The organism is Aeromonas sp. 2HA2 (assembly GCF_029237345.1).
Classification (GTDB): Bacteria; Pseudomonadota; Gammaproteobacteria; order Enterobacterales; family Aeromonadaceae; genus Aeromonas; species Aeromonas salmonicida.
Genome location: NZ_JAACGB010000012.1, coordinates 115201 through 138450, shown reverse-complemented (window position 1 = coordinate 138450; position 23250 = coordinate 115201). Strand labels below are relative to the sequence as shown.

Annotated in this window: 14 protein-coding genes; 2 read left to right on the top strand and 12 right to left on the bottom strand. The window is 52.5% G+C overall.

Annotation, left to right across the window (positions count from 1 at the left end; all coding sequences use genetic code 11):
• Nucleotides 1-12 precede the first annotated feature (12 nt).
• The 12 genes from GWQ29_RS15885 to GWQ29_RS15830 form a co-directional block, all read right to left on the bottom strand.
• The gene (locus tag GWQ29_RS15885) at nt 13-408 is read right to left on the bottom strand and encodes a nucleoside 2-deoxyribosyltransferase domain-containing protein (RefSeq protein WP_275919818.1); all 396 of its coding nucleotides are present in this window, start codon (nt 406-408) and stop codon (nt 13-15) included.
• Nucleotides 386-1087 carry a hypothetical protein gene (locus tag GWQ29_RS15880; protein WP_275919817.1) on the bottom strand — a complete coding sequence of 234 codons (702 nt, stop codon included), beginning with the start codon at nt 1085-1087 and terminating at the stop codon, nt 386-388. Before GWQ29_RS15880 ends, GWQ29_RS15885 begins: the two co-directional genes overlap by 23 nt.
• Complete coding sequence (locus tag GWQ29_RS15875; RefSeq protein WP_275919816.1) at nt 1077-6482, bottom strand: FtsK/SpoIIIE domain-containing protein; 5406 nt, start codon at nt 6480-6482, stop codon at nt 1077-1079. Before GWQ29_RS15875 ends, GWQ29_RS15880 begins: the two co-directional genes overlap by 11 nt.
• A complete protein-coding gene (locus GWQ29_RS15870; protein WP_275919815.1) occupies nt 6476-8029 on the bottom strand; it encodes a hypothetical protein in 1554 nt (517 codons plus the stop codon). The genes GWQ29_RS15875 and GWQ29_RS15870 overlap by 7 nt, the downstream gene beginning before the upstream one ends.
• Nucleotides 8026-9825 (bottom strand): hypothetical protein, encoded by a 1800-nt coding sequence (locus GWQ29_RS15865; protein WP_275919814.1) that lies wholly within the window; start codon nt 9823-9825, stop codon nt 8026-8028. The genes GWQ29_RS15870 and GWQ29_RS15865 overlap by 4 nt, the downstream gene beginning before the upstream one ends.
• Nucleotides 9826-10452: 627 nt before the next feature.
• Nucleotides 10453-11913, bottom strand: coding sequence for a Tn7-like element transposition protein TnsE (locus GWQ29_RS15860; RefSeq protein WP_275919813.1), 1461 nt, complete (start codon nt 11911-11913; stop codon nt 10453-10455).
• A 64-nt stretch (nt 11914-11977) separates the two neighbouring features.
• Nucleotides 11978-13591, bottom strand: coding sequence for a TnsD family Tn7-like transposition protein (locus tag GWQ29_RS15855; protein ID WP_275919812.1), 1614 nt, complete (start codon nt 13589-13591; stop codon nt 11978-11980).
• A gap of 55 nt (nt 13592-13646) precedes the next feature.
• Nucleotides 13647-15242, bottom strand: coding sequence for an ATP-binding protein (locus GWQ29_RS15850; protein ID WP_275919811.1), 1596 nt, complete (start codon nt 15240-15242; stop codon nt 13647-13649).
• The gene (locus tag GWQ29_RS15845) at nt 15235-17307 is read right to left on the bottom strand and encodes a Mu transposase C-terminal domain-containing protein (RefSeq protein ID WP_275919810.1); all 2073 of its coding nucleotides are present in this window, start codon (nt 17305-17307) and stop codon (nt 15235-15237) included. Before GWQ29_RS15845 ends, GWQ29_RS15850 begins: the two co-directional genes overlap by 8 nt.
• Nucleotides 17297-18112, bottom strand: a complete 816-nt coding sequence (locus GWQ29_RS15840) for a TnsA endonuclease N-terminal domain-containing protein (protein ID WP_275919809.1) — start codon at nt 18110-18112, stop codon at nt 17297-17299. Before GWQ29_RS15840 ends, GWQ29_RS15845 begins: the two co-directional genes overlap by 11 nt.
• Nucleotides 18113-18246: 134 nt before the next feature.
• On the bottom strand, nt 18247-20079 hold the full coding sequence (gene glmS, locus GWQ29_RS15835; RefSeq protein WP_011899256.1) for a glutamine--fructose-6-phosphate transaminase (isomerizing): 1833 nt from the start codon (nt 20077-20079) through the stop codon (nt 18247-18249).
• 58 nt (nt 20080-20137) lie between these two features.
• Nucleotides 20138-20911: a DeoR family transcriptional regulator gene (locus tag GWQ29_RS15830; protein WP_005319642.1), complete on the bottom strand. Its 774-nt coding sequence runs from the start codon at nt 20909-20911 to the stop codon at nt 20138-20140.
• 123 nt (nt 20912-21034) lie between these two features.
• Between GWQ29_RS15830 and blrA the strand changes: the two genes are divergently transcribed.
• Together blrA and blrB are read left to right on the top strand one after the other, a co-directional pair.
• Nucleotides 21035-21709: a beta-lactam response regulator transcription factor BlrA gene (gene blrA, locus GWQ29_RS15825; RefSeq protein WP_275919808.1), complete on the top strand. Its 675-nt coding sequence runs from the start codon at nt 21035-21037 to the stop codon at nt 21707-21709.
• Nucleotides 21710-21767: 58 nt separating this feature from the next.
• Nucleotides 21768-23189 (top strand): beta-lactam sensor histidine kinase BlrB, encoded by a 1422-nt coding sequence (blrB, locus tag GWQ29_RS15820; RefSeq protein ID WP_275919807.1) that lies wholly within the window; start codon nt 21768-21770, stop codon nt 23187-23189.
• Nucleotides 23190-23250: the final 61 nt, after the last annotated feature.

The following is a 23250-nucleotide window of genomic DNA, read 5'->3' as shown; positions in this document are numbered from 1 at the left end:
GTCGACGCTGCCTTATTTAGCTTGTCTTAAAAGGTGTTCAATAGCATCCTCAAGTGTTGAAAAAATGCGATTTGAGCACTGGCGGACCATTTCGAAGTAGCGGCTTACAGTCGCATCTTTGATTTGGTCTACCAAAATAATTTCTTTCCCCAACGCCTTGGCAAAGCCCACCTCCAAAGCCAATGAGTATCCTCCAGGGTTGGTTGATTCCATGTTTGCCAAGATAATGTCAGATTGCTGAATAGCATCCAAATCCCATTTGGTGTATTTGATTGGATCCTCAATGTTGTGGGCGCTGGGATCAAGCAACTCATATATTCCTGTTAAATGAGAAGTTACGAGCACCTGCCACTTAGAGCTGAACCCACCTGCCAAGTAGACTTTGCTAGATGAAAGTATTGCTGACATTGGATTCCTTTTTGAAGTTCATTTCAGCGATCGCCACAGTGAAGGGTGTAGCCATAGCTCGTGAATAAAACACTTCACCCTGTTTGAACAATATCCAGGCGATTACGAAAAGCAACACAGCCTGAACAGGCCAAGGAGCGACTTGTTCATAGGGATACAGCAGTTTCGGGTAAAAAATAATGCAAGCTACGTAGTCAAAGCCAATGATCGATAGAGCAGTCCCTACGCCGTTGCATAGCAGCGAGATGAACATGAACCGTCGACCAAGCGATGCAGCCTCGGCTGAAACGGAAAGCGCAACGCTACGCAAGTCGTTGTAGCTCCAGTCCTGAACGAAACTACCGACTTGCTGTGCTTCCACCCACTTGGAAAACCATACATACGGTTGCCGCTTCTTAAGCTTAACCTCATCTAATCCCTTTAATATTTTCGTCTTTTTAAGCAAAGATTTAATTCCATGATCATACACAGCTATCAGAGTATGACCCAAAGCGAAAAGCAATCCAGCGATCGTGAGAGCTGTACCACTAGAGTTCCCAAGCTTGGAAATCATTTGAAGGTGTGATGGTCCTAAGTGCATTACGACTAAGCCGAGAGCCAATACAGCTCCCGGAACCCAGGCTCCAATGAGGTCGTTGAAGAATTTAGCAAGCGTGTCCATCGCCTCATCAATTTTCATTCATCACCTTCATGATTTTACCTTTGTTATCATCTTGAATAGCCTGGACAGCTGCCTCAATGTCTGCATCAGATAGGAATGGAGCCTGAGCGAAGACCAATCCCTGTTCACCATTAAGCTTCGCAGCCAGATGTCCACGTCCTAGCAGTAATTCTGCCCCAGGCCTGTCCAGCGCAATCTTAGAAGTCGCTTCACTGGACACCTTCAAGATCAAGCGGTTGCCTAAGTTTTCACGAAGCTGCATGGGCATCACATCTTTATCTGGCCGCTGGGCCGCAAAGATCAAATGGATACCTGCCGCGCGGGCCTTTACCCCCAAGCGTTGAACAGCAGCACCAACCGCCGTCTTGTACGCGTCGTCAAGCATCCAATCGGCAAACTCGTCGTGGACCAGAAAGACCATAGGCAGGCGCTCTTCGGCATGCACCTTTGCGTTGTAGGTTGAAAGATCGCGAGCTCTGGCTTGAGCAAAAGAACGATAACGGTCCTCCATCTCTTGTACTAGTGCTCCAAGCACTTCGGAGGCCTTCTCTTTGGTTGTAATGATCTCGTCGCGCATATGCGGCAAATCCGCCAAGGGAGCGTAGTCCACGCCCATCTTGGGATCGATCAAGATGATCTGTGCCAAGTCCTTCGAATTGGTAGCGGCTATGTCCAGAAGCAAGGCTTGGATGAGCACCGACTTGCCACTACCGGTTGCGCCTGCCACGAGCGAATGCGGCTCATGCGAGGAGAGCCCGCCGAATTCGGCTCCGAGGTTCAGATACAGCAGTGCGCCGTTAATCTCTTGCAGCCCCAACAGGAAGGACGTGTTGATGCCAGCGACGTTGCGATTGAGCTCGCGGCACGACCAAAGTTCCCACAGGGAGACAGCCTGACGCTTGGCCCCGGCGACCGTCACCACGATCTCGCCAGGCTTGGGCTGGACTGTGACGAGGTTGATTGCGTGCGTAGTCAGGAGCTGCGTACGTTTGTTCTCAATGTCCTCCACACGCAGCCGGTCGGAGCCAGCCAGGCGCACCAGGCAACCGTTTGGGGTAAGACGAGTACCAATAATCATGGCCTGCAGGCCGTAGCTATTCAGTGCAACTCTGAGCTTTTTGGTAACTTCCTGCGCCCACCCCTCACGCTCCGCATCAGCTTGCGCGCCACCCGCGAACTTAACCGAAACCAACTTAGCAAGCGAAGAGCTAATGTTGGCAGACGCAGGAGATGCCACCGTAGAGGTAGCTTGAGTATCTTCTTCAACCGGAACCATAGAGGCAGGAGGCGTCTCTGTGCTGGGGAGCACAGGCTGAACGGTGTGTGTGGTCTCAATGATCGGCTCTATGGGGCTACTTACAAGCAGCCCCATGGCTGCAAGCCACGGTACCCGTGGAGCTGGCCTCTTGAAACCGTGACCAGCCCAGGGCTGGTGAAAGCCCAGCCCTGCACGCACCTCAAAGCCACTCTCCCCTTTGGCGTAGCCTTCAGTAAGCTTTCGCAAGTCGGGTCGGTCGAAGACCTCTTGCCAAGCCTGGACACCATCAATATCGTCAAGCAGCACTTGAGCGGAAGCGGAGGTAGAACCAGCGTCAGAGGTGTGAACAAAAACCTGCGAATAACCGCGCAGGGAAATCTCCACATCGCCTTCGCGAAGCTTTGCCCTTGCCCTCTCCATCAAGTCAGTCATGCCAGGTGGGATCTCGGCGTCGATGAGCATATCGGCCAAGCGGGCAAGCCACACATCGCGATCGAGACGGCCAGGATCGCCGAAGAGGGCCTCGCGGAACATGCCCAACGTTGCGAGCAGCTGATCCTTGGAGTCGCTGCGCGCCTTAGCTAACCCTTCGGTACCAACATACTTCGACTCAACAATCGTGATGACAACCCGAACCCCCTCTTCGCGCTCTTCGACATTGAGCGCTAGGATGTCCGCGATGCGGCTCTCCGGCTGCGATAGCCAACTTGCATAGTCGTCTAGCAAGAAGTAAGCAGTCAATACTTGCTCCCCACCTGCAGCAGCCTTGAACTCTTCAGCCAGCAAGTAGCGGCTAAGTACTAGGCCAATCATTTCACCAGTGGAAACGCCGCGCTTAGCTGCACGTAAGACAATATCACCGGAGATCGAAAGCGCATCGCGTTTGGCTTTGTCGGCTGCGGCTAGGATTTCGTCACCACTAAGCTTTAGGTTCAGCTCTTCCAATCTCCGGCGGACTAGTACGCTCAGCAACCGTAGTTCGGAAGTCGAGCTGACGATCATGTTGCGACCATTGGTCGAGCCGCGCCGATAACGGACAACTGTGATGTTGTTGTGCAGGAGCTGACGCTTATCCAGCAGTTCGTCGTAAGTCGCAACCCATTCCGCAAGATCATGTGCATCCTTGATCATCCCAGCCAAGAGAGGATTTTGTAGAGAGATGCGCCTAGCCGGGAGGAAATGCTTGTCAGGCAAAGCATCGGTCTGGCGGCAAACAGCAGCCACGGCAGACACATAAGCCCAGCCGGAGGCTGTCTGCCAAGGACAAGTCAAGAAAGAGGTCGATTTTAGCTCATTCTCGCCTGAGACACTGCGATAAGACCAACGAGATGGAGCATGCTCAAGATTGGGCCGGTCATTGGTCCACGGAACCGATAACCATTTGACCTCCGCTGCACGAGAAACCACATCATGCAGAAACGCTACATCGAAGGCTTTGAAGCCTTGTGAATTTTCACGGGGAGTGGACGAAATCGGGGTCACTGAGATACGCAGCTTCGAGATAAAGTTGTCACTGGTCTCACTGACAACCGGCAGCTCTTGATCGTTGCTGGCCTTGTTGACTAGTTCACCATATACGCTGCGAAGCTTAGCCTGATCAGAGTGACGAACCGACACGCTACATTGAAGATTTCCATGCTCTTGACTCGAAGATAGCGCTCGCACAGTCGCCAGAGGTAGTTCGGCAGCATCGGCGTTGTAGAGCACTACACTGAGGTTTGCAGCCTCATGCGGCTGCAAACTGACGTAGCGCTCCAGAAGCTCACGAACCTGCTTAGCGGCAGCCGCTGGATCGACATCAGTCATAGATCCCTCGGAGACTCTCGTAGGAGCTTCCAGCAGGCTATAGCCGTTGAGCGTACTACTTTCAGACACCAATTGAGGAGCACCGCTCATATTGAGGACTGCGATCTCCGGATAAAACGGGTGCGCGATTTCGTCGGAGAGCTCACGCATAAAAATTTCGCGGTCGCCATACAGAATGCTATTACTTGAGAGCAAGTGGGTGGCAAATCCCGCTACACGCTTAGACTTGATCGCCAGCGCCTTCATACGCTCTGGATGCCAAGGTGGAATGATCAAAGCTGGGTTGCTACCTGCCACTCTGGCCGTACCTACCGAGAGCACTTCCATGACAAGCTTGGCGCGGCAAACATCGCCGCGGGCATGGGCCATCAAAGCCGTAAGCAACTTACTGTAGGACTCGGCTTGGCGCATTACTGCCTCACCGTGCAAACCAGTGGAAACAAAGTCCTCCATCGCCTTGATGTAGTCCGCTTCGAAATTGTCCCACGCAGCTCGAATCTCGTCGTACTGCAACTGTACCAATCGACCTTCGTCGGCAAGATCCTTGAGTCGCTTCTTAATCTCAAAGCGCAAGCTGCGAAGTTTATTTGCTGCGGGGACGAGCGAGCCAGCGTTTGTCGAATAAGTCGCTTCCAAGGTTCCAGTATCGATCAGCGACACGTTTTGAACCCCGCCTTTCTTACTTACAAGCCGACGCGAGACTTCTGTGCAACCGACCGCCCCCTTCTCCAAAAGACGACGCATGTCGGCAACCATAGACAAACCTATTGACGTAGGCTTGTAGCTCCATAAAAGCTGGGTCTTGGCCAGAACAGTTTCATTACCTTTGAAGACTTGCACCAATGCGACATCGAATTTGATCTGCAGCGCTATCCGTGAAAGCGAGGAGTTGGGCCGGACCTTACTTTTCTTATCGCTACGCAGCGCCTTCTCTTTGGCGAAGAAATCCTCGTAGTCAAATAATGGGTCAGGCAAGTCTGCGTTACCGAGTCGCTCAACCTTCCAGTCTACTTTTGAGCCCATTAACTCCTTCAAACCCCGATACATCGCCGAGAAGTAGCAGCCAACATCGTAGTTGAAGCGCTCTCGCCACTCCTTGCGGCCCTTAGTAACAGTGAAGCGCAGGATGCGCTCACCTTCAGGATCACATAGTCCAGCATGCAAGCTGTTGACTACCCGCGCGAAGCCGTCGAGGAAGTCGTGGCACTCTATAGGTTTGCCATACAAACCCTTTTCCCATCGAGCACAGAGCTTTGCGTCTTGCTCGAGTAAGCGCCGGTGTTTGACAAAAAACTTCTCATCCTCTTCGTTAAAGTCGGACTGTCGTTCACGTGTCTTCAAGTCCTCTAACTGCTTGCGACTCTCTGTATCCAGAAAATCCTCTTGGTCGCAATCATTGTTAAAGAATTGGATAGTTGAATCGGCCAAACCAAGCTGCCTCTCCCTAGGCTTGTCAAAGGCCAACTTGACGCCATCACCTTCCCACTCGAACTGCGCTAGGGCTGTGACGGCATCAGGATCACCCGCCGGGGCCGTAGTGAAAGCCACCAGGGCCTGGAGCGCGCCTTCGTTGATCTCTGCCGCATTGGCTTCGATTCGCTCTACGAGCTCTTCATCGTCGAGTGGCTGGCCGTTCTGCCGCAGTTTTTTGAGCAACGGTGCCCGCTGAGTGAAAAGCTTAGCGAAGGCGTTCTGCCAAGGCTTGCGTCTTGTCGCGTAGATTTTAGCGTTGGAAAAAAAAGAACTATCCCTTGGTAAACCAGCTTTAGGCAAAGCGAAGCCGATCGCATCGCGGATGGGTAGTCCTCGCATGGAGATAGCTTCAACAATATCGGAACAGAACTCGCTAAGTTGCACCAACGAGAGTTCAGAGGAAGAAAGCAACCCACCAAGTGCGGCATGGAACACGGCGCGGTCCTCTGAAACTGGTGAGAGGCCGCCAACATGAAGGGTCGCTTCGACCCAAGGTTCAGAGTCGGTGCGAATTTCCTTAGCGCCGATAGCCATTACATGACCAAGTGTATCGGCGAGATTATGCTCATTGCCGTTTGCGGTCAGGATCGCTGTCTTGGCAGTCACCGCGTTGTTGCGCACATAACCGGCGTTATGAGAGATCAAAATTTCCGAGGGCAAACCTTGGCCCTCGACTAACGTTCCCGGAATCATAAGGTCCACATGATCCGATAAATCCGGGTTGGCAAGGATCGCACGTGCCACGGCTGCAATCTGGCTGGCTGATAGCTTATCAAGTCGGAAAAGAGCTGCCGAATCGCTCAACTGGCCAGGATTGGAAATACGCTTGGCGAGAATGATCGCGCCAACACGCCCAATGATACGATCGGTCAGCATGCAGCCTCTCCCTTGAACGCGAACGGGTTTTCAACAAACGAGCATGAATCGGAAAGCCTGCGGACCAAACCCAAACCATTGAGTCTGGCTTCCAGATTGTCCCTGTTTTCACAGAGCTCCACTTGGTCGACCAACTTGGCGTCAACCAAACGAGCACCTTCGGCGTCGCCGAGAACCAAGCCATAACGTCGTTTAACTTCTGCTAGAAATTCGTCGAACTGCATACGGTCGTCAACGACTGCAACTACGATTGATTTGAGGAGATGGTCGTTGGGCGCATAGCGAATGCGTCGCGAGAGCCTGCGGGAACTGAGCCCTATCGCTCGCGACCAAGACGCATGTATCTTGCCTACATGCTGCCCATGCCGGTAAAGCGCGCGTTTAACTAATTCCTCCACAAGGTCATCCGCATTTTTACCTGCGTAGTCCTCATCACCCAAGCCATCGGTGGGCGGCCACTGGAATTGATCACACATGAGCTTGATGCGCTCTGCGTCGGAAAATTCACTTGATGCGGCCATACACCACAAGGGGTCTTGCCGAATAGCTTCAACGTGGACGCGAACGGCCTTGGCTGGTAACCCCTGATTGTACTGGTAACTATCGCCCGATAGCGCACGAACCTTTGTACGCTCCTTGGAGACAATTTCGCAGACAATCTCGACGGGATCATCATCCCCAGCAATGCGCTTCGCCCGCTCAAGGAAGTAGAGGAGCATGTTTAGACCGGATATGGTGATGATATGCTCCAACGCATCGTAGATTGGCATATCCTTGGCGAGAATGGACAACCAGTCTTCGCAGATTTGGTCAAAACGCGCACTGGTGGTCTCTGGCAAATAGCCCAGTGGGCGCGGATCATCGGCACACTGCGGTTCACCTTGCAGAGCAAGGGCCAGCCTGTTCATCGGGGTCTCACGATCAAACAGCCTCTTAACCAAAATCTCGCCCAATAGCGCACCCTTTTGTGCCCGTGTGAGCATCAAATAGAGCAGTTCACCCGAGCGCGCAAAGAAACGTCGATCATTACTCATATTGCCGCGTGAGTCGATTTCCAAGTCCTCATAGAGGGCATCTGGGCCAAAGGGGAAAACGAACTTCGAGCTCCAACGCTTGTTGCTAAAGGATTCAAAAGAGGATGACCTCAACAGCTCAATAGCTTTGGCAAAATCGTCAAAGCTGGAGAACGAGCGCCGAAGGTAGGCCATATCATTATCACCATTACCCGTTTTTCCCTGGTCAAACCTCTCAAACCACTCCTTCCACTTATCCTCGTCTGGCAACGTACTATCAGCGATAAACTCAACGTAAGGATTGTTGAACAAAAGGCCCCGCAAGCGGATCTGCCGCTGAGGCTGAAACTTGATCGTACCCTCCATACCCTCGTGGGCGCGTAGCGGATTATCCAAGTTCGAACCAAGCACACCCAAGAACTCCAGCACTGTCAGATGTGGAAGCTGCTCGTCATAGAGCCGATGTCCCCAGATGTTCTCGTCAACGCAAAAATCGACGCGCTTGATCACCGGTCTCTTAATAATCTCGTTCATACCCCCCTCTCCACATTCACAGGACGAGTAAAGGCGCGGCCGCCCGGCTCTATATCGATGAAATTAAGCGTCAGCGAAGAAGTGTCGCTGTAAATTTCTTCGTCATCTTCGGCAAATCCCACCTTACGCACGAGCTCCGCTTTGCGCAGCAGCTTGGCTTTGAAAGCCAGCAAGTCTTCAAGGCATTCGTTGGAAAAGCTCGCTGGCAGCGCACCATTGGCAACACGTGAGAGAAACTCATGACGGATCGGCGTAAGGTCGAAAACGACGGAATGGCCGAGGCTAGGCGACAGCGACACTTCAAGCTGCGGTCGGCCGGTTTCTTCATCAAGTTTGATAGCCATCCCCATCCCCCTATGTCTGTGTGAGGATGTCTCATGCTCGCAAAGAACGCTGACTCTGCTTTGGGTTAAGCCACCTGAGCTTGCAATGAAAATGCGGTCTACATTCTCCAATAGCAAACCAGTAATAACTCGGTTGAGCCCCTTTGTTATGCACCCACGGGTTTTTTCACTAACAGGCACCTTAGCTTTGAGTGCTTCAATGATCTCCAAGTAGTCACCTGCAAAGCAAAAGACGGTCATCGACCAATAAAGATATCCGGGATTGATTTCCGGCAGAGTGAAATAGAGCCTTCGCCGCTGGGCTTCGAGCATATCCAAGAATTCGGAAGCCCCCCCCTCCAAACGCATACCTTCATGCCCTTCTAAATAGGCGTCCTGTGCCGCACGAAACTCTACGCTCGCACCATAAATAGGGTCATTACCCACTAAGAGCTCAAAGTCAGCTTGTAGTCGAGAATCGTCCTTGCCATAGACCAAGAGTCCATCAACTGCGTTAGTGGTCTCCACACCCACACCGAAGCTGGCCATAGCCCTAAAGACCGGCCGATCTGAAGCCCTACGCTTGGGTAAGTTAGATCCAAAAGCATTAGCGTAAATATTGGCCTTACCGATATTCATCCCCTCTTGGATCTTGGCCACATCCGCACAGGTCATCAGGTTCTCTTTTGCCTCCTTGGCGTCCGAGTAACCAAGGACAATGTTCGAGCACAACGCCAATAAATCACGCACAGGAAGATGTAAACCGTTGAGCCGTGCGATCTCAACCAGATCGCCTAAGCGACGCGTAAACTGCCTACCGGTATCCTCGCCAAGTAACCTACGACGGTTCTCGTCTATAGGGCAAACCTTACCGTTAGCAATCAAAAAACAGTCTTTACAGTTGTTCCATTCAGGGTGGCCTGCTACCACCTTAACAACTTCGTCCAAAGTCTCTCGGGTAGTGCTGCTGAGATCGAAGACGGAAAGTCGAACTGGTGCCGAGCTGGCTTTGAGGAAATGGTCTTGCAGTGGTTTGCGCAGTGGATGAACTCGTCCTTGACGCTTTCCCAAATCACGCAGGCGATCAAGAAGTTGCCCATGGTTTGCCGCCAAGATAATGACTTCGGAGTCGTCACCTCCGAGCACTGACTTTTCCAACCGTAGCAGAGGTAGGTCACTCTCCTCGCCGTTGAACTCAGAGAGATCCTTAATGAATACAACCAGTCGGCCATCATTCAATGACAATTCCTTCACATTACCTTTGCTCGCCCATTCCTTAGAATCACCACCGAGACGAGTCCATAAAGCACGGCAGTGATAAGTCTTCCCATCACCAGCCGTTCCTGCGATTAAGACAGAGCCAGGAACCTTGGACTCGATGTGATGAACCATTTTATCGAGCTGCGGTGTTGAAAGTCGGATTGGCTGAACTTTTGCTCTGCCAATTGCACCAACCACATATTCGTCAAACATTGTTAAATTGTTCGATGACGGGCCATAGCTACGCAGTAACCTAACCCATGCGCTAGCGGGTGGAACGCGGCTCTCGGTTTGGCATTGGGAAGACGAATTGCTCATAATCGCGCGCTCTCCTTGGGCTTCTCGCTTTTTAGGGCGCACAACAATGCGCACATAGTGTTTCCCAATTTTACAGGGCTGACACTGGTAATTACTGTGAACTGACTGGTAGCTGACATCTTCATCTCTGCGGGGATGGGGTAATTCTGCTTCTCGATGCAGCCCCCCCACGGTGCGTAATCATTCTTGTAAAAAACAACTGCTCTCTTACACAGGACCTGTCACATCCAGCTACGCTCACCGCCACGTTCGAGCTGGATTTCGGCGGCATGGATATGGCGAACCTGACAGCGTCGGTTGTTTGTTGGCCAGATTCATCTTGGTGATATGACGCAAGCATGCCCGATAGGCAGACTCATGCAAGCAAAGACAGATTCAGAGACTATCATTTCATTTGTATGCCATATAGTGTCAGCGGTTTGCCACTGCCATTGTTTTATGCTGATGTTCTCATTCTGGAAGGCGTTGGTCACCTGCCAAATAGGTATACAAGCCCAGTTTTCAAAATCTGTTTCTCTATGTTCAGTCTGCCAGACGACCACCGCGCTCAGTGAGCTCCTTAATCGAAGAACTAACGACATTGTGCAAAACGGCAACCCATGCATCGTGGTACTCCTTGTCAGTTCTCAATCTCTTATCATCTTTCCCCTCCTCAACCTTAGTGGTTTTGTTGGGATGCTTGACGACTCCAAAAACACTGCAATGTTCATCGATAACATCGGCATTCCAATGTACTCCCGCATCCGCGCAGCTCTGCATTACAGAATTGAACCCGGCTTCCGAGTCACCATGGAATCCGAAAACCCTTGTACTTAACGTATGTTTTGGCCGCAGATCCTCGATGTCGACCTCAATAACCATGAGAGGCCATCCGGAATAATAAAGCTGAGCAACGTGAAAGACTCTTGGCTTACCGGTTTTCTTGTTGATGTATGCTCCCTTGCCGTTACACGGTTTTGGTAGCTCGCAACAAGTCGTTGATATGTGCTGGTAACCGACTTGAGAGACAAGATCGGCGATCACCATTTTAAATAAATTGAATCTCTCCGTAGCCTGAGCCAGCTTGATCTCATGGTCAGAGTCGTCGCGATTAAACCCATAGTCCAACTCTTGAGCAGAACCTTCTTCAGTCGCATGTCCGACCCCAGCCTCACTAGGCGCGACGTTGCTATCTTCTTTCACTATGGGCGACACTCGTTTCAATTCTTTCCCTGGTTGTACACGCACATACATCCCAGATCCAAAAGTGAAGCTGAAGCCTATTTCACTGACAACATCGAGCTTTCGACCAATCTTGGGTATTTGAGGAATGTTTAATTGCGGATCAGGATCTGGCCTGTTTATCTCTGGGCGCTTCCCTCCGACTGGATCGATGCTGATAGCCTCACGATGACTGGGATGATATATATCTACAGGTTTTAGGTATTCAAAGTAGGGGTTGTGCAGTCCAATGATCTCATCCGCATGGAATAAAGCTGGATCACTTTCACTGAAAGCGCCGAACATAGCGATGTTCCATCCTTTCAAATTTGGGGGAATAAAATCAAAATTCCATTCTGATGTTTCCGAGTCGAGCAGTGACTGATAGATACTACCGAAGCTCCTTCTTGCGTCTTTGTCAAACAGGAGCCAGACAAGATGATGTTTTGCTTTGTTGGAGCGAAGGTTGGTCAGTGGGTAATCAGACATTCTATTAAACCGAATGGTACTGACATCTCCACTTTCATCTGCAAGTGCCAGACCCGCTAGCCCATTTGGTCTCAATGCCGTTCTGGTGAGATGAATATTTTCGAGAAAAATGGTTCTGGCTAATTCCAACAGAGACACAACAACTCTAACAGAACCATCAGTCAATACCGCCAGGTTGCGGCCATGCTGATCATTGAACCTATAAAGTGTTCCATCAGTGATGAATTTATATGTTTGTTGATTGCTTGGTGCTGATCTCTTCTTGTTATCGTAGGTGCTGTTTTGAACCAACATTGGAATGAGCTCTGCCGGAATCTGGCTCTCTGCATGCCCCTGAAACTGAACTCGAATGAGGGGCCTAATCTTTTGGTTCAGTATCTTTTGGGTACTGATTGGGCCGATTGCTATAAGAGGTTTTCCCGTAGGAAAGTGCTTGAGCTCTCTGCCAGGCTGGGATGTCCAGTCGGAGAATTTCCCGCGCAGGTTTTCGGCAACGTTGACGGCTGAGGCCAGCAATTCGTTCAATCTCACAGATGGGCCTTAAATACTCATTATTATCAATTAGTTGATCCATAACACAGGCCAGCCTGCGAGTCTGGTATTCATCTACAGATTCGCTATATCGATCAAAAAAAAGCTGACAAAGCGGTAGCTTGTGCAGCTTTTTATCGATCAAACCTTTGACCCCGATCTGGTTACTGAACCACGCCCTAGAGCGACGCGGGCCCTCAAGCTTGTTTTGACATGAGGATTCAACTGCAAGTAGTCGTCTGACAGTAATGAGATCCCTTTTTTTCCAATCAACTCTCTGATTAACATAGTGCTTGATCGGCACTGGTTTGTGCACTTGCAACCATTGATGATCATATCGGTAAAGCCATGAGTACAAACGAGCCCCCTCCCTGTTCGCCCTGATTTGTTTAAGGTCAGGGTACGCTCGCCCCATGCTCAACCAACCAGTCCGATACTCAACACAACGGCTCTGAGCCTTGCTGGAATAATACCTAGCAGGAGTAGCGGAACCATGTTGCAACGTCGCCACAAATTGAAAAACATCCTTGATATCACCAAGATCTGGCTTTAAGGCACTCCAACAGACCAAGTGCTGTAGATAAGAAAAAGGTCGACGATGTTTACGAAATATCATCGTGAGCCAGTCATCATCGGCGGCTAGGCGACCCAACCCCTGTTTTTCCAGCCATCCCAACCCCCAATAATGAGTAACCAAGTCATGGATGGCTTGATGATGGATCCGATGGCCGTGCGCAAATCCCAATTCGGTCGCCAATCGATGGTAATAACAGCTCCATTTATCAAGCAGGCCCACATCCGGCATCCCGGATACAGGATTGAGAAGTTGCTGCACCCACTTCGCCAGCCTGATTTGCTGATCACTGGCCATTACCCCAGCCACCGGAATGGCTCTCACCATATCAGCTGCACCAACAAGGTGATGCCGATGTTCTGACTGCATTGGCAACTTGGTATCCAGCAACAGACAACCGTGCAAGGGACAACACTCAACGCCAGGGCACTGGAACAAGCGCTGCCAGAACGCGTAGCCATACAAACTTGATTGATGATGCCAACACAGGGGACAAATCTTGAAACTTACAGGCCAGAGTAAAATTGATGCGTTTACTCCCGTCCGCAGCAGGCTGTGATTTTGGCGATAGCCACTCAAATCACCGACGAGTTGCTCATAGGTGCGGCGACCAACAAAAGGGCGAAATAGAGGTAGTGGGCTATGTGACTCAATGACCTGGCGCGTGGTGGCAGGCCAAAGGTGTCCCACCCGTTTTAGTAGCTGATGGACATGCCCCTGAAACAAGGCGGAAGGAACAACCAGGCGCGAATCAAACAGCAGATCTAGAGCAACTTTATCCTCAGTGATCCCTTGTCTGGTCACAAAGCGCGCCAATATGCTACTTAGCAATTCATCCGGATGTGGGACAGGAAACTGCCTAAGCATGACAGGCAATCCTTGGTAGCAGGACTGCTATAAATATAGCAATACTGGCGATGCTTTATAAATATGCGGCTAACTCAATGATGATCCCTACCTGTTTCAGATTCTGGTAGCTCAGTAAAGGGTCGTCATCTCTTAGCTGACGCAAATCATTGTCCAAATAGACAGGGCATAGTGGTTCGGCTTTAGGCTTCACAGGCTTGCCAAGGGGAGCCTTTCTCTCTTGCAAGTTTCTGATGTGAGCCACCAGACCAAATAGATCTTCCTCCGGTTTTTCTGCAATAGTCTGCTCTGCTACGAGCGGGGCTATGTCTTCACCCAGTCCCATTTGCACCAACATTTTTGCCAGTTTGGATTGTTTCGTCTCCTTTCTGTCCCCCACACCAGCATCGTTCGCACTAAGAGTATCGGGGCCAGTCTCTGGTACTTGTTGCCCAAATATACGGATCGAGTCCCTGGATATATCCAGATCGGCGTATTGCAGGATTTTATCTTCCCGACCACTTCTGAGGGCATTGATCATGGGGTGTATCATCGAGAGCTCTTCATTGAACACCTTGGTGACCAGTACTTTGTCTATGACCTCCCGCCCCGCCATCACGGCACGCGCCTGGCAGAGATAGAACAAGGAAACTGCTATATGGGCTATGCCCTGGGTATACTCCCAGAACAGATCACGCATAGGTTGAGTCAATGGTGTCGGAGAGCGGAACCACTGCAGCTTCCACAGGCGTTTGATGAAACGCTCCCATTCACCATCAGGTCCGTTCTCTTCTGCTCGGGAAAAGCGATTCCAGTTCAAACTGCCAAACTGAGTAGCACGTCGCGCTGACCGCATGGTCGGACTAAACAGTTCTAGAGCCTTAGGTGTGCCAATGAACAGCACAGGTACCTTGATGACATTGGTCAGGGTAACAAAAAAATTCAGCATCTTCCCTGCACCACCAGATCGGGATTTTTCCAGATGCTGTATCTCATCGATGACCAGCAAGCCGACCGAGTGCAACGCCGCAACTCGGGCAATATCCCCCAACATCGATTCAGCTGAAGAGCGGGCTTTGGCGTAAAGCTGCTGATAGTCCGTTGCCAGGGCATCATCAACAGCACGAAAGAAGTTCGTGCAGAGATTTTTGACTGAACCATCATGTGGGCACTCCACTTTCAGCCAAACCAATTGGGTATGCTGGTACTCTAGGTGAAATATGGCCTGAGGATAGCTCTGCAAAATGGCCTCAACTGCTGTCGATTTACCGGCTCCCGAGCATCCAATCACAGAGCTTACCAGCGCCTCATTCCCTGCATTACGAGCAACGGCCTGAAAATCGGTACGACTGGCATCATCCAGATTACGTTGATAAGTTCGATCAGCAATATTCCGGCTGAGGTAGCCCCTGCGGATCATGCTGGAGATCATCTGCTCCAGTTGTAGATGCAACCTTGTGGGGTAAAGAAACTGGTCCAATATACGCATCATGGCATGACGACGAATATGTCCTGGCAGGACTATTTCTGACTCATCCACTTTAGGGTAACGGTTCAGCATCTGCGCCGTATCCTGTGGTGAGTTGATTTGCGGTAACGCATTGATCAAAGGCTGATCACGATACTCTTCAATCTCCCCTGCAATATAATGGGCAATTGGCAACTTACTCATCATCATCCCCCAGAAAGGCATCTAGATCCGGGTAATCCAGTTGCACGAGCTCGTCAGAGCGAAAAGCTATCACGTCTGCCGACTTCTTAGGTGAAGCTGCTGTCGAGGAGAGTTTTACACTGGATCGAGTGCGTTCTGCCTCCTTTTCATGAAGACGGTTATCCCGTATGCCACGCAAGCGTTCAGCATCAGATGTTCCTGATCGCCCTGTTTTTTTAGCTCTCTCCCTGGCCACCAGTTGTTCGATGTCAGTTTGTAGATCCGGCTTTTCAAAAGCCTCACTCTGTCTGGCGCTCGCTTGCGTTTTACGCGTAGCCGCCAACAGTTTGCCTGCCTCAGCAAAGCTCAAATCACGGAACCGACGACTGCGATCTGAAAGTTCACATATCCAATAGGACTCATAGCTGCCATCAGGTCGAAGGTAGACCGTATTGGTTCGTCGAGGATCGAAAGATACTTCTACTTTGCTTGGTCGATTTTGCCGGATTCGATCAAACCAACCAGCCTTCAATGCCTCCTGGCAGGTGTAAATCAGTCCTTTAAGGGTGATGCCTAGCTCAGAGACTGTAGCCTCTTCGTATGGCAGCAAATTAATTCTGGCCAATGTATCATCACATGGTTTTAGTTTTCCGGTGCGGTGCTGGATCCCCCAATTCCACAGCTCAAGAGGAACAGCAGGCAAGTCCTCTGGCATATCAGGGGCCAGGTCATATCCTGAAACAACATGATGTGTGTTGTGATTGATGACCAATCGAATCATCAGTTCGGTAAAGGCACTCAGACTGAGCTCTGCGTCCAGTTCATATCGACGGCCAATACGTTTTTTACCGTTGATGGGCTCAACGATACCACCAGCATAAGGTCGGAAACCTGCCTGCATGGTATTGAATGCCCGTTCGCATATCCCTTTATCATCGCCACGATAGGCTCGCGCATTACTCAATTGAATATTGAAACGATTAACCAATACATCAGCCTGCCGATAGAGCAGTTCGCCGCGGTCAGCCATGATGCCTGCCGGGATCCCCATACTGGGCCATTGGGAAGATTCTATTGTGATACCGTATTGCAGGCAAAATGCCACTTTGTCAGTGAATGCGTTGGCCAACGCGATCATGGCCGCCACCCATGATGGATTCTCTAGACCCACATACATACCCACAATCATGCGACTGAAGACATCTTTCACAAAGTAGATGACTGGGCGACCGATAATCACATTCGGATCATGATCTGACACCAGATAGATATCCCCAATAGTGGCATCAATTTCATATCGAGCCCCAGGGCCAAAATTCATGTAACCAGAAGTACTGACAATAGGTCGCTTATCCTTGTTATAGACAATCGATGGCGTTCTTTTCTTAGCAACATCCGTAGCCAAGTAATTGGTTTTATAGAAATAGCTGAACTGTGCCATTGTCGGAATGCTGGTTTTATCCGCATTGGGAAAGCGTGATTTGTACAGGCCAACGGCTTTGTCTTTGGCGCCTCCTATCGGTAATTTGTTATTGATCAGATAAAAGCCTTCAATAGCCAAGCGAAACAAATCAGCCACCTCATCGGTGATTATTGTTCCGATGCCTTCCGATACTGTGCGCTTGCGGCCCAATTTGACTTCAACCTGCCGACGCTCTTTTCCGCGTCCACCACAACGATGGTAATCTGGAGCTAAAGCATTGGGGGCCATGCCACGCTGCCAATAGCGACGCAACTGTCTAGTAACATACAGCCGGGGTTTATCTATTTGTCCCAGCAAGGATTTGATCAGTACATTACGCTGAGTTTTATCGAACAGACTGATGTACTGGGCAAATAATGGCTCCAATGCTGAGAATGCCTCATCACGCTTGGCTTGGGCCACACTGTTTGGTTCAACGTAGGGCAGGGGGAAGGGATCATTGATCGGCATGAACTCCGCCAACTGGAGATCATCCTCAGTCATGGGAAACGGCCAAGCATTGGTATCATCAATGTCAATCAACATCAATTGTTTTAACTGTTCCAGCACGACCCTATACCGCTGCTTGGACTGAGGATCTATGAACACCTGATTAAGAAGCATGTCCTACCCTTTTGCTCATCTGGTGTGCCTGCATTTCAAGCTCATCACTGAACCAACCATGGAATGGCTTTTCGATAGGGGCCATGATGACATGATGGGCAACTGCATACCGCAAGACACTGATATGAAATCCTGGTTCAAGCTGATACTCATCATCAAGTTTCCCACACAAGCGGGATATCTTGCCTTTCGGCTGCTGACGGAGTCGAAAAATGAGATCTTCAATATCGGAAAAGCTAAACTCAAATGTCTTGGCTGTTTCTGTATCCAAATAAGGACGTAGCCAACCAAGATTCTCTTTCAATCCATCAGGTACTTCTCTTTCTGTAAACAATCGCCACTGAACGCCTTTGCTCTCCCAATAGGCCTTCTCTATCTGGAGTTTTTCAATAACGCGTTCCCTACCCAATTCTGTTGATGGCTTCACGGCTATCGCCAACTGGGTTCGATCTGCAAAGTCGATGAGCAGATCCGTGGTCACAACATGCAAATACTCACCGACTTGGGGATGACGGATACCTAACTGACGACAGACATCCAACGAATCATCAATGGGTATAGGAGATTGTTCCCGAATGTCGACGGTTGTGGGGTACCAATCAAACACCAAGAATGCCGCCAGTTCGATACCTGACAACAGGTGATGGACTCGTCCTACCGTTGAGCTGCAGACGCGAATGCTCTCACCTTGGCTACTGAGGTCATCCACTCTGACAAAAGGCACATAGTCCTTGCCGCTACCTAGGCCGCGTGTTTTTAAGCGCTTCCGATCCTTGGGATGGAGTGGTTTGTTGCTGTCAGACATGAAAAGGCCCTCGCTGCTCTTTTGAGCATAGCGAGGGCCATAAAAATATCAAACTATATTATTAACTATCAAAGTTTATTATTTTTATCAAACTTTATTCTACCAACACATCTTTTTTCATTCCGGACCAGGGCTTACTCCACTGTCACGGATTTCGCCAGGTTGCGTGGCTGATCCACGTCAGTGCCCTTGATGAGGGCAACATGGTAGGAGAGCAGCTGCAACGGCACTGTGTAGACGATGGGGGCAATCATCTCTTCCACGTGGTTCAGGCTCATCACCCGCATGGTGGCATCGCTCTTGAAGCCGGCGTTCGCATCGGCGAACACGTAAAGGATACCGCCACGAGCACGCACCTCTTCCACGTTGGACTTGAGCTTCTCCAGCAGATCGTTGTTCGGCGCCACGACTATGATGGGCATCTCGGCATCGATCAGCGCCAGCGGGCCGTGCTTAAGCTCACCGGCGGCATAGGCTTCGGCATGGATGTAGGAGATCTCTTTGAGCTTGAGCGCCCCCTCCATGGCGATGGGGTACTGACTGCCACGGCCGAGGAACAGGCTGTGGTGCTTGTCGGCGAACTCTTCGGCCAGAGCCTCGATGTCCTTGGCCAGCGCCAGGCTTTCCTTGATGCGCAGTGGCAGTGCTTGCAGCGCCTTGACCAGCTCGGCCTCGGCTTCGGCGCTCAGGTTACCACGGCAGTGACCAACGGAAGCCACCAGCATCAGCAGACCGGCCAACTGGGTGGTGAATGCCTTGGTGGAGGCCACGCCGATTTCGGCGCCAGCACGGGTCATGAAGGCCAGATCCGATTCACGCACCAGAGAGGAGCCCGGCACGTTGCAGATGGCCAGCGAGCTCATGTAGCCGGACTGCTTGGCCAGTCGCAGGGCGGCCAGGGTATCGGCGGTCTCGCCACTCTGGGACAGAGTCACCAGCAGGCTGTTGGGACGCACCACGGATTTGCGATAGCGGAACTCGGAGGCGATCTCCACGTCGCAGGAGACACCGGCTATCTCTTCGAACCAGTAGCGAGCGACCATGCCCGAGTTGTAGGAAGTGCCGCAGGCGACAATCTGGACGTGCTCGACCTTGTCAAAAATGGCGCGGGCGCCGTTGCCGAACGACTCGACCACAACGTGATCCGAACCCAGACGGCCTTCCAGGGTATTGGTAATAGCTTTGGGCTGCTCGTAGATCTCTTTGAGCATGTAGTGACGGTATTCGCCCTTGTCACCGGCATCGTGAGAGAGTTCGGACTCCAGCTCCTCGCGCACCACGGCATCACCGTGAGTATCAAAGATATGCACATCGCGGCGGGTCACCTCGGCCACATCGCCCTCTTCCAGGAAGATGAAGCGACGGGTCACCGGCAGCAATGCCATCTGGTCGGAGGCGATGAAGTTCTCGCCTATGCCACGGCCAATCACCAGCGGGGAGCCGGAGCGAGCCACGACCACGCGGCTGTCATCACGGCTGTCCATCACCACAGTGCCATAAGCACCGCGCAGCTGTTTCACCGCAATCTGCATGGCGGCCAGCAGGCTGTCGGCAGATTTCAGTTCGTGGTGCACCAGATGGGCGATCACTTCGGTGTCGGTGTCTGAGCTGAACACATAACCCAGCCCCTGCAGCTCGGCACGCAGCTCTTCGTGGTTCTCTATGATGCCGTTGTGCACAACAACGATATGCTCGGAGACGTGAGGGTGGGCATTGCGCTCGGACGGCTCGCCATGGGTAGCCCAACGGGTATGGGCGATGCCGGTTCCACCATGGACGGACTGCTCCTCCAGCGCCTTGGCCAGCTCGGCCACCTTGCCCAGACGGCGAACCCGCTGCAGCGGCTGGTTGGCGCTGAACACGGCCACACCGGCCGAGTCGTAGCCGCGATATTCCAGACGGCGCAGGCCTTCTACCAGGATTTCAGCCACATCACGTTGGGCGACGGCCCCGACGATGCCACACATACACTTCTCCTCAAGACGTAATAAACGGAATTTGATTTGGATGGTTCAGATAAAAATGTCAGCCAACAACCGGGGCGCAGATCAGCGTGATCCCCCTGGCTTGAATTTGTTCTCTGGCCGAGGTGGCCAGCCCTTCATCGGTCACCAGGGTATGGATGCTCGACCAGGGCAGCTCCAGATTGGGGATCTTGCGGCCAATCTTCTCTGACTCGACCATGACGATGACCTCCCGCGATACCTCTGCCATCACCCGGGACAGGCCCACCAGCTCGTTGAAGGTGGTGGTGCCCCGCTCCGGATCTATGCCATCGGCACCGATGAACAGCTGGTCAAAGTCATAGGAGCGCAGCACCTGCTCCGCCACCTGACCCTGAAAGGATTCAGAGTGGGGATCCCAGGTACCGCCGGTCATCAGCAGAGTGGGTTCGTTCTCCAGCTCGCGCAGGGCACCGGCCACATTGAGGGAGTTGGTCATGACGATGAGGCCGCGCTTGTTGCCCAGCATGGGGATCATGGCGCTGGTGGTGCTGCCACTGTCGATGATGACGCGATTGTGATCGCGGATCCGTTCGGCGGCGGCACGTGCAATGGATAGCTTTCGTTTCGAAACTTGCTCCGGATTGCTGTCCACCACCATCTCGCTCGGCAGAGGCACGGCACCACCATAACGACGCAACAGCAGGCCACCGGTTTCCAGCACAGCGAGATCTTTTCGGATGGTCACTTCCGAGGTGGAGAAGTGCTTGGCGAGGGTATCGACACTCACTTCACCCTGCTCCTGCACCAGATTCACTATAGTGTGACGGCGCTGCTGAGTATTACGTTTGGTCATCATTAAGTTTCGATTCGAAATAATTACGAAATGTTAGCGCCTTTTTCGGAAAAGTAAAACAGCAAATAGGATCCGATTTGGTTCGATGCCAGAATGGGGCAGCTGATTTGCGACGAGGACGCCATGCAAAAAAAAGTTATCTGGCTGGTGGAAGATGAGGCCAGCATCGCCGACACCCTGATCTATGCGCTGCAAACCGATGGTTTCGAAGTGGAGTGGTTTCCCCTTGGCCAGCCGCTGTTGACGCGACTGGAACAGACGCGACCCGATTTTCTGATCCTGGATGTGGGGCTGCCGGACATCAGCGGCTTCGAGTTGTGCAAGCAGGTACGGGCCCGCTGCGACACCCCCCTGATGTTTCTCACCGCCCGCAGCGAGGAGATAGACAGGCTGATAGGGCTGGAAATTGGCGCCGACGATTATGTGGCCAAGCCGTTCTCGCCACGGGAGGTGTGTGCCCGGGTACGAGTGATACTGCGCCGCAGCCAGCCGGCCGCCACCCAACCGAACCAGTTGCTGGCACTGGATGAGGAGCGGGCACGCATCAGCTTTCACGGCCAACCGCTGGCCCTCACCCGTTACGAGTACCTGCTGCTCAAGACGCTGATGCAGGCACCTGGACGGGTCTACTCTCGTCAGCAGTTGATGGATCTGGTGTGGAGCGGGGCGGAAGAGAGTCTGGATCGTACCGTCGACACCCACATCAAGACCATTCGCGCCAAGCTGCGGGAACATGACGCTGACGCCAACCTGATCCTGACCCATCGCGGGCTGGGCTACAGTCTGGAACTGGCATGAGGATCGGCCTGCAGCAAGCATATGGTCTGGCGCCCGGATACAAACGGATAGAACTGGTATGAGAATAGGACTGCAACTGCTGTGCGGACTGGTGCTGATCTTCGCGCTGGCGGCTTGGTTTGTGCTGGAGATCTTCGTCGAGGAGATAAAACCCGGGGTGCGCAGCGCCACCGAAGATACCCTGGTTGACATGGCCCAGATGCTGGCACCGCTGGCACTGGACGATCTGCAGGAAGGGAAAATGGCCGATGGCAGGCTGGCCAGCGCCTTCGCCCGCCTCAACCAGAGCCCCATCAATGCCCTGATCGACGGGCACCTCAAGCAACAGGCTGAATATCGCATCTATGTGACCGACGCTAAGGGCAAGGTGGTCTATGACTCGGACGGGGTGGATCTGGGCAAGGACTATTCGCGCTGGAACGACGTCTACCGTACCCTGCGTGGCCAGTACGGGGCTCGCAGTACCCGCAGCGATCCAGATGATCCCGCCAGCTCCGTCATGCACGTGGCCGCGCCGCTGCGTGAGGGGGGGGACATACTGGGCTCCCTCACGGTCGCCAAACCCAACCGCACTCTGATGCCAATGATAGAGCGCAGCGAACACCAGCTATTGCAGGCGGCAGCCATGCTGTTGCTCATCTCGCTGCTGATCGGCGCCCTGCTGGCATGGTGGCTCAACCGCGCCATCGGCAAGCTGGTGCACTACGCCGATGCGGTCAGTCACAACCAGCCCGCCACTCTGCCGGGACTCCACAGCCCGGAGCTGGAGCGACTCGGTCGCTCCCTCGAAACCATGCGCCGTCAGCTCGATGGAAAGGCCTATATCGAATCCTATGTACACAGCCTGACCCACGAGCTGAAGAGCCCGCTGGCCGCCATTCGCGGCGCTGGAGAGCTGCTGGCCGAAGCGCCCCCCCCCGAGGTGGCCCGACGTTTCATCGGCAACATCAATCTGGAAACAGCCCGCATGCAGCAGTTGATAGAACGCATGCTGCAACTGGCCAAGCTGGAATCGGGGCAGGGGCTGGATCGCCAGGCAACCGAACCCGCCAGACTGGGCAAGCGGGTGCTTGATGCCCGCCAGATCATAGCCCAGCGTCGTCAGGTAACCTTGGTGGCCGAACTGGCCGACGCCTCAAAGCAGAAGTGGGATCCCCTGCTGGTAGAGCAGGCCCTCGGCAACCTGCTGGACAACGCCCTCGACTTCTCCCCTGCCGGCAGCACGGTCAGATTGACCGGCGAGATGCATGCAGACGGCTATCGCTTTCAGGTACGGGATCAGGGCCCCGGCATTCCGGACTATGCCCTGCCACGCATCTTCGAGCGTTTCTACTCCCTGCCCAGACCCGACAAGGGCAAGAGCAGCGGTCTGGGGCTCAGCTTTGCCACAGAAGTGGCACGCCAGCATGGCGGTCGCCTGAACCTCTGCAACCAGCCAGAAGGTGGCGTGCTGGCCGAACTCTGGCTGCCAGCCGGTTGATACTTCACATTGGGCACATAAAGCGGCGCTATGCTGCCGCCTCCCGGCCCTTTGTCCCATT

Coding starts and splice junctions, on each gene's coding strand:
- GWQ29_RS15885 (WP_275919818.1), bottom strand. CDS start 408: ATGTCAGCAATACTTTCATCTAGCAAAGTCTACTTGGCAGGTGGGTTC.
- GWQ29_RS15880 (WP_275919817.1), bottom strand. CDS start 1,087: ATGAAAATTGATGAGGCGATGGACACGCTTGCTAAATTCTTCAACGAC.
- GWQ29_RS15875 (WP_275919816.1), bottom strand. CDS start 6,482: ATGCTGACCGATCGTATCATTGGGCGTGTTGGCGCGATCATTCTCGCC.
- GWQ29_RS15870 (WP_275919815.1), bottom strand. CDS start 8,029: ATGAACGAGATTATTAAGAGACCGGTGATCAAGCGCGTCGATTTTTGC.
- GWQ29_RS15865 (WP_275919814.1), bottom strand. CDS start 9,825: ATGTTTGACGAATATGTGGTTGGTGCAATTGGCAGAGCAAAAGTTCAG.
- GWQ29_RS15860 (WP_275919813.1), bottom strand. CDS start 11,913: ATGTTGGTTCAAAACAGCACCTACGATAACAAGAAGAGATCAGCACCA.
- GWQ29_RS15855 (WP_275919812.1), bottom strand. CDS start 13,591: ATGCTTAGGCAGTTTCCTGTCCCACATCCGGATGAATTGCTAAGTAGC.
- GWQ29_RS15850 (WP_275919811.1), bottom strand. CDS start 15,242: ATGAGTAAGTTGCCAATTGCCCATTATATTGCAGGGGAGATTGAAGAG.
- GWQ29_RS15845 (WP_275919810.1), bottom strand. CDS start 17,307: ATGCTTCTTAATCAGGTGTTCATAGATCCTCAGTCCAAGCAGCGGTAT.
- GWQ29_RS15840 (WP_275919809.1), bottom strand. CDS start 18,112: ATGTCTGACAGCAACAAACCACTCCATCCCAAGGATCGGAAGCGCTTA.
- glmS (WP_011899256.1), bottom strand. CDS start 20,079: ATGTGTGGCATCGTCGGGGCCGTCGCCCAACGTGATGTGGCTGAAATC.
- GWQ29_RS15830 (WP_005319642.1), bottom strand. CDS start 20,911: ATGACCAAACGTAATACTCAGCAGCGCCGTCACACTATAGTGAATCTG.
- blrA (WP_275919808.1), top strand. CDS start 21,035: ATGCAAAAAAAAGTTATCTGGCTGGTGGAAGATGAGGCCAGCATCGCC.
- blrB (WP_275919807.1), top strand. CDS start 21,768: ATGAGAATAGGACTGCAACTGCTGTGCGGACTGGTGCTGATCTTCGCG.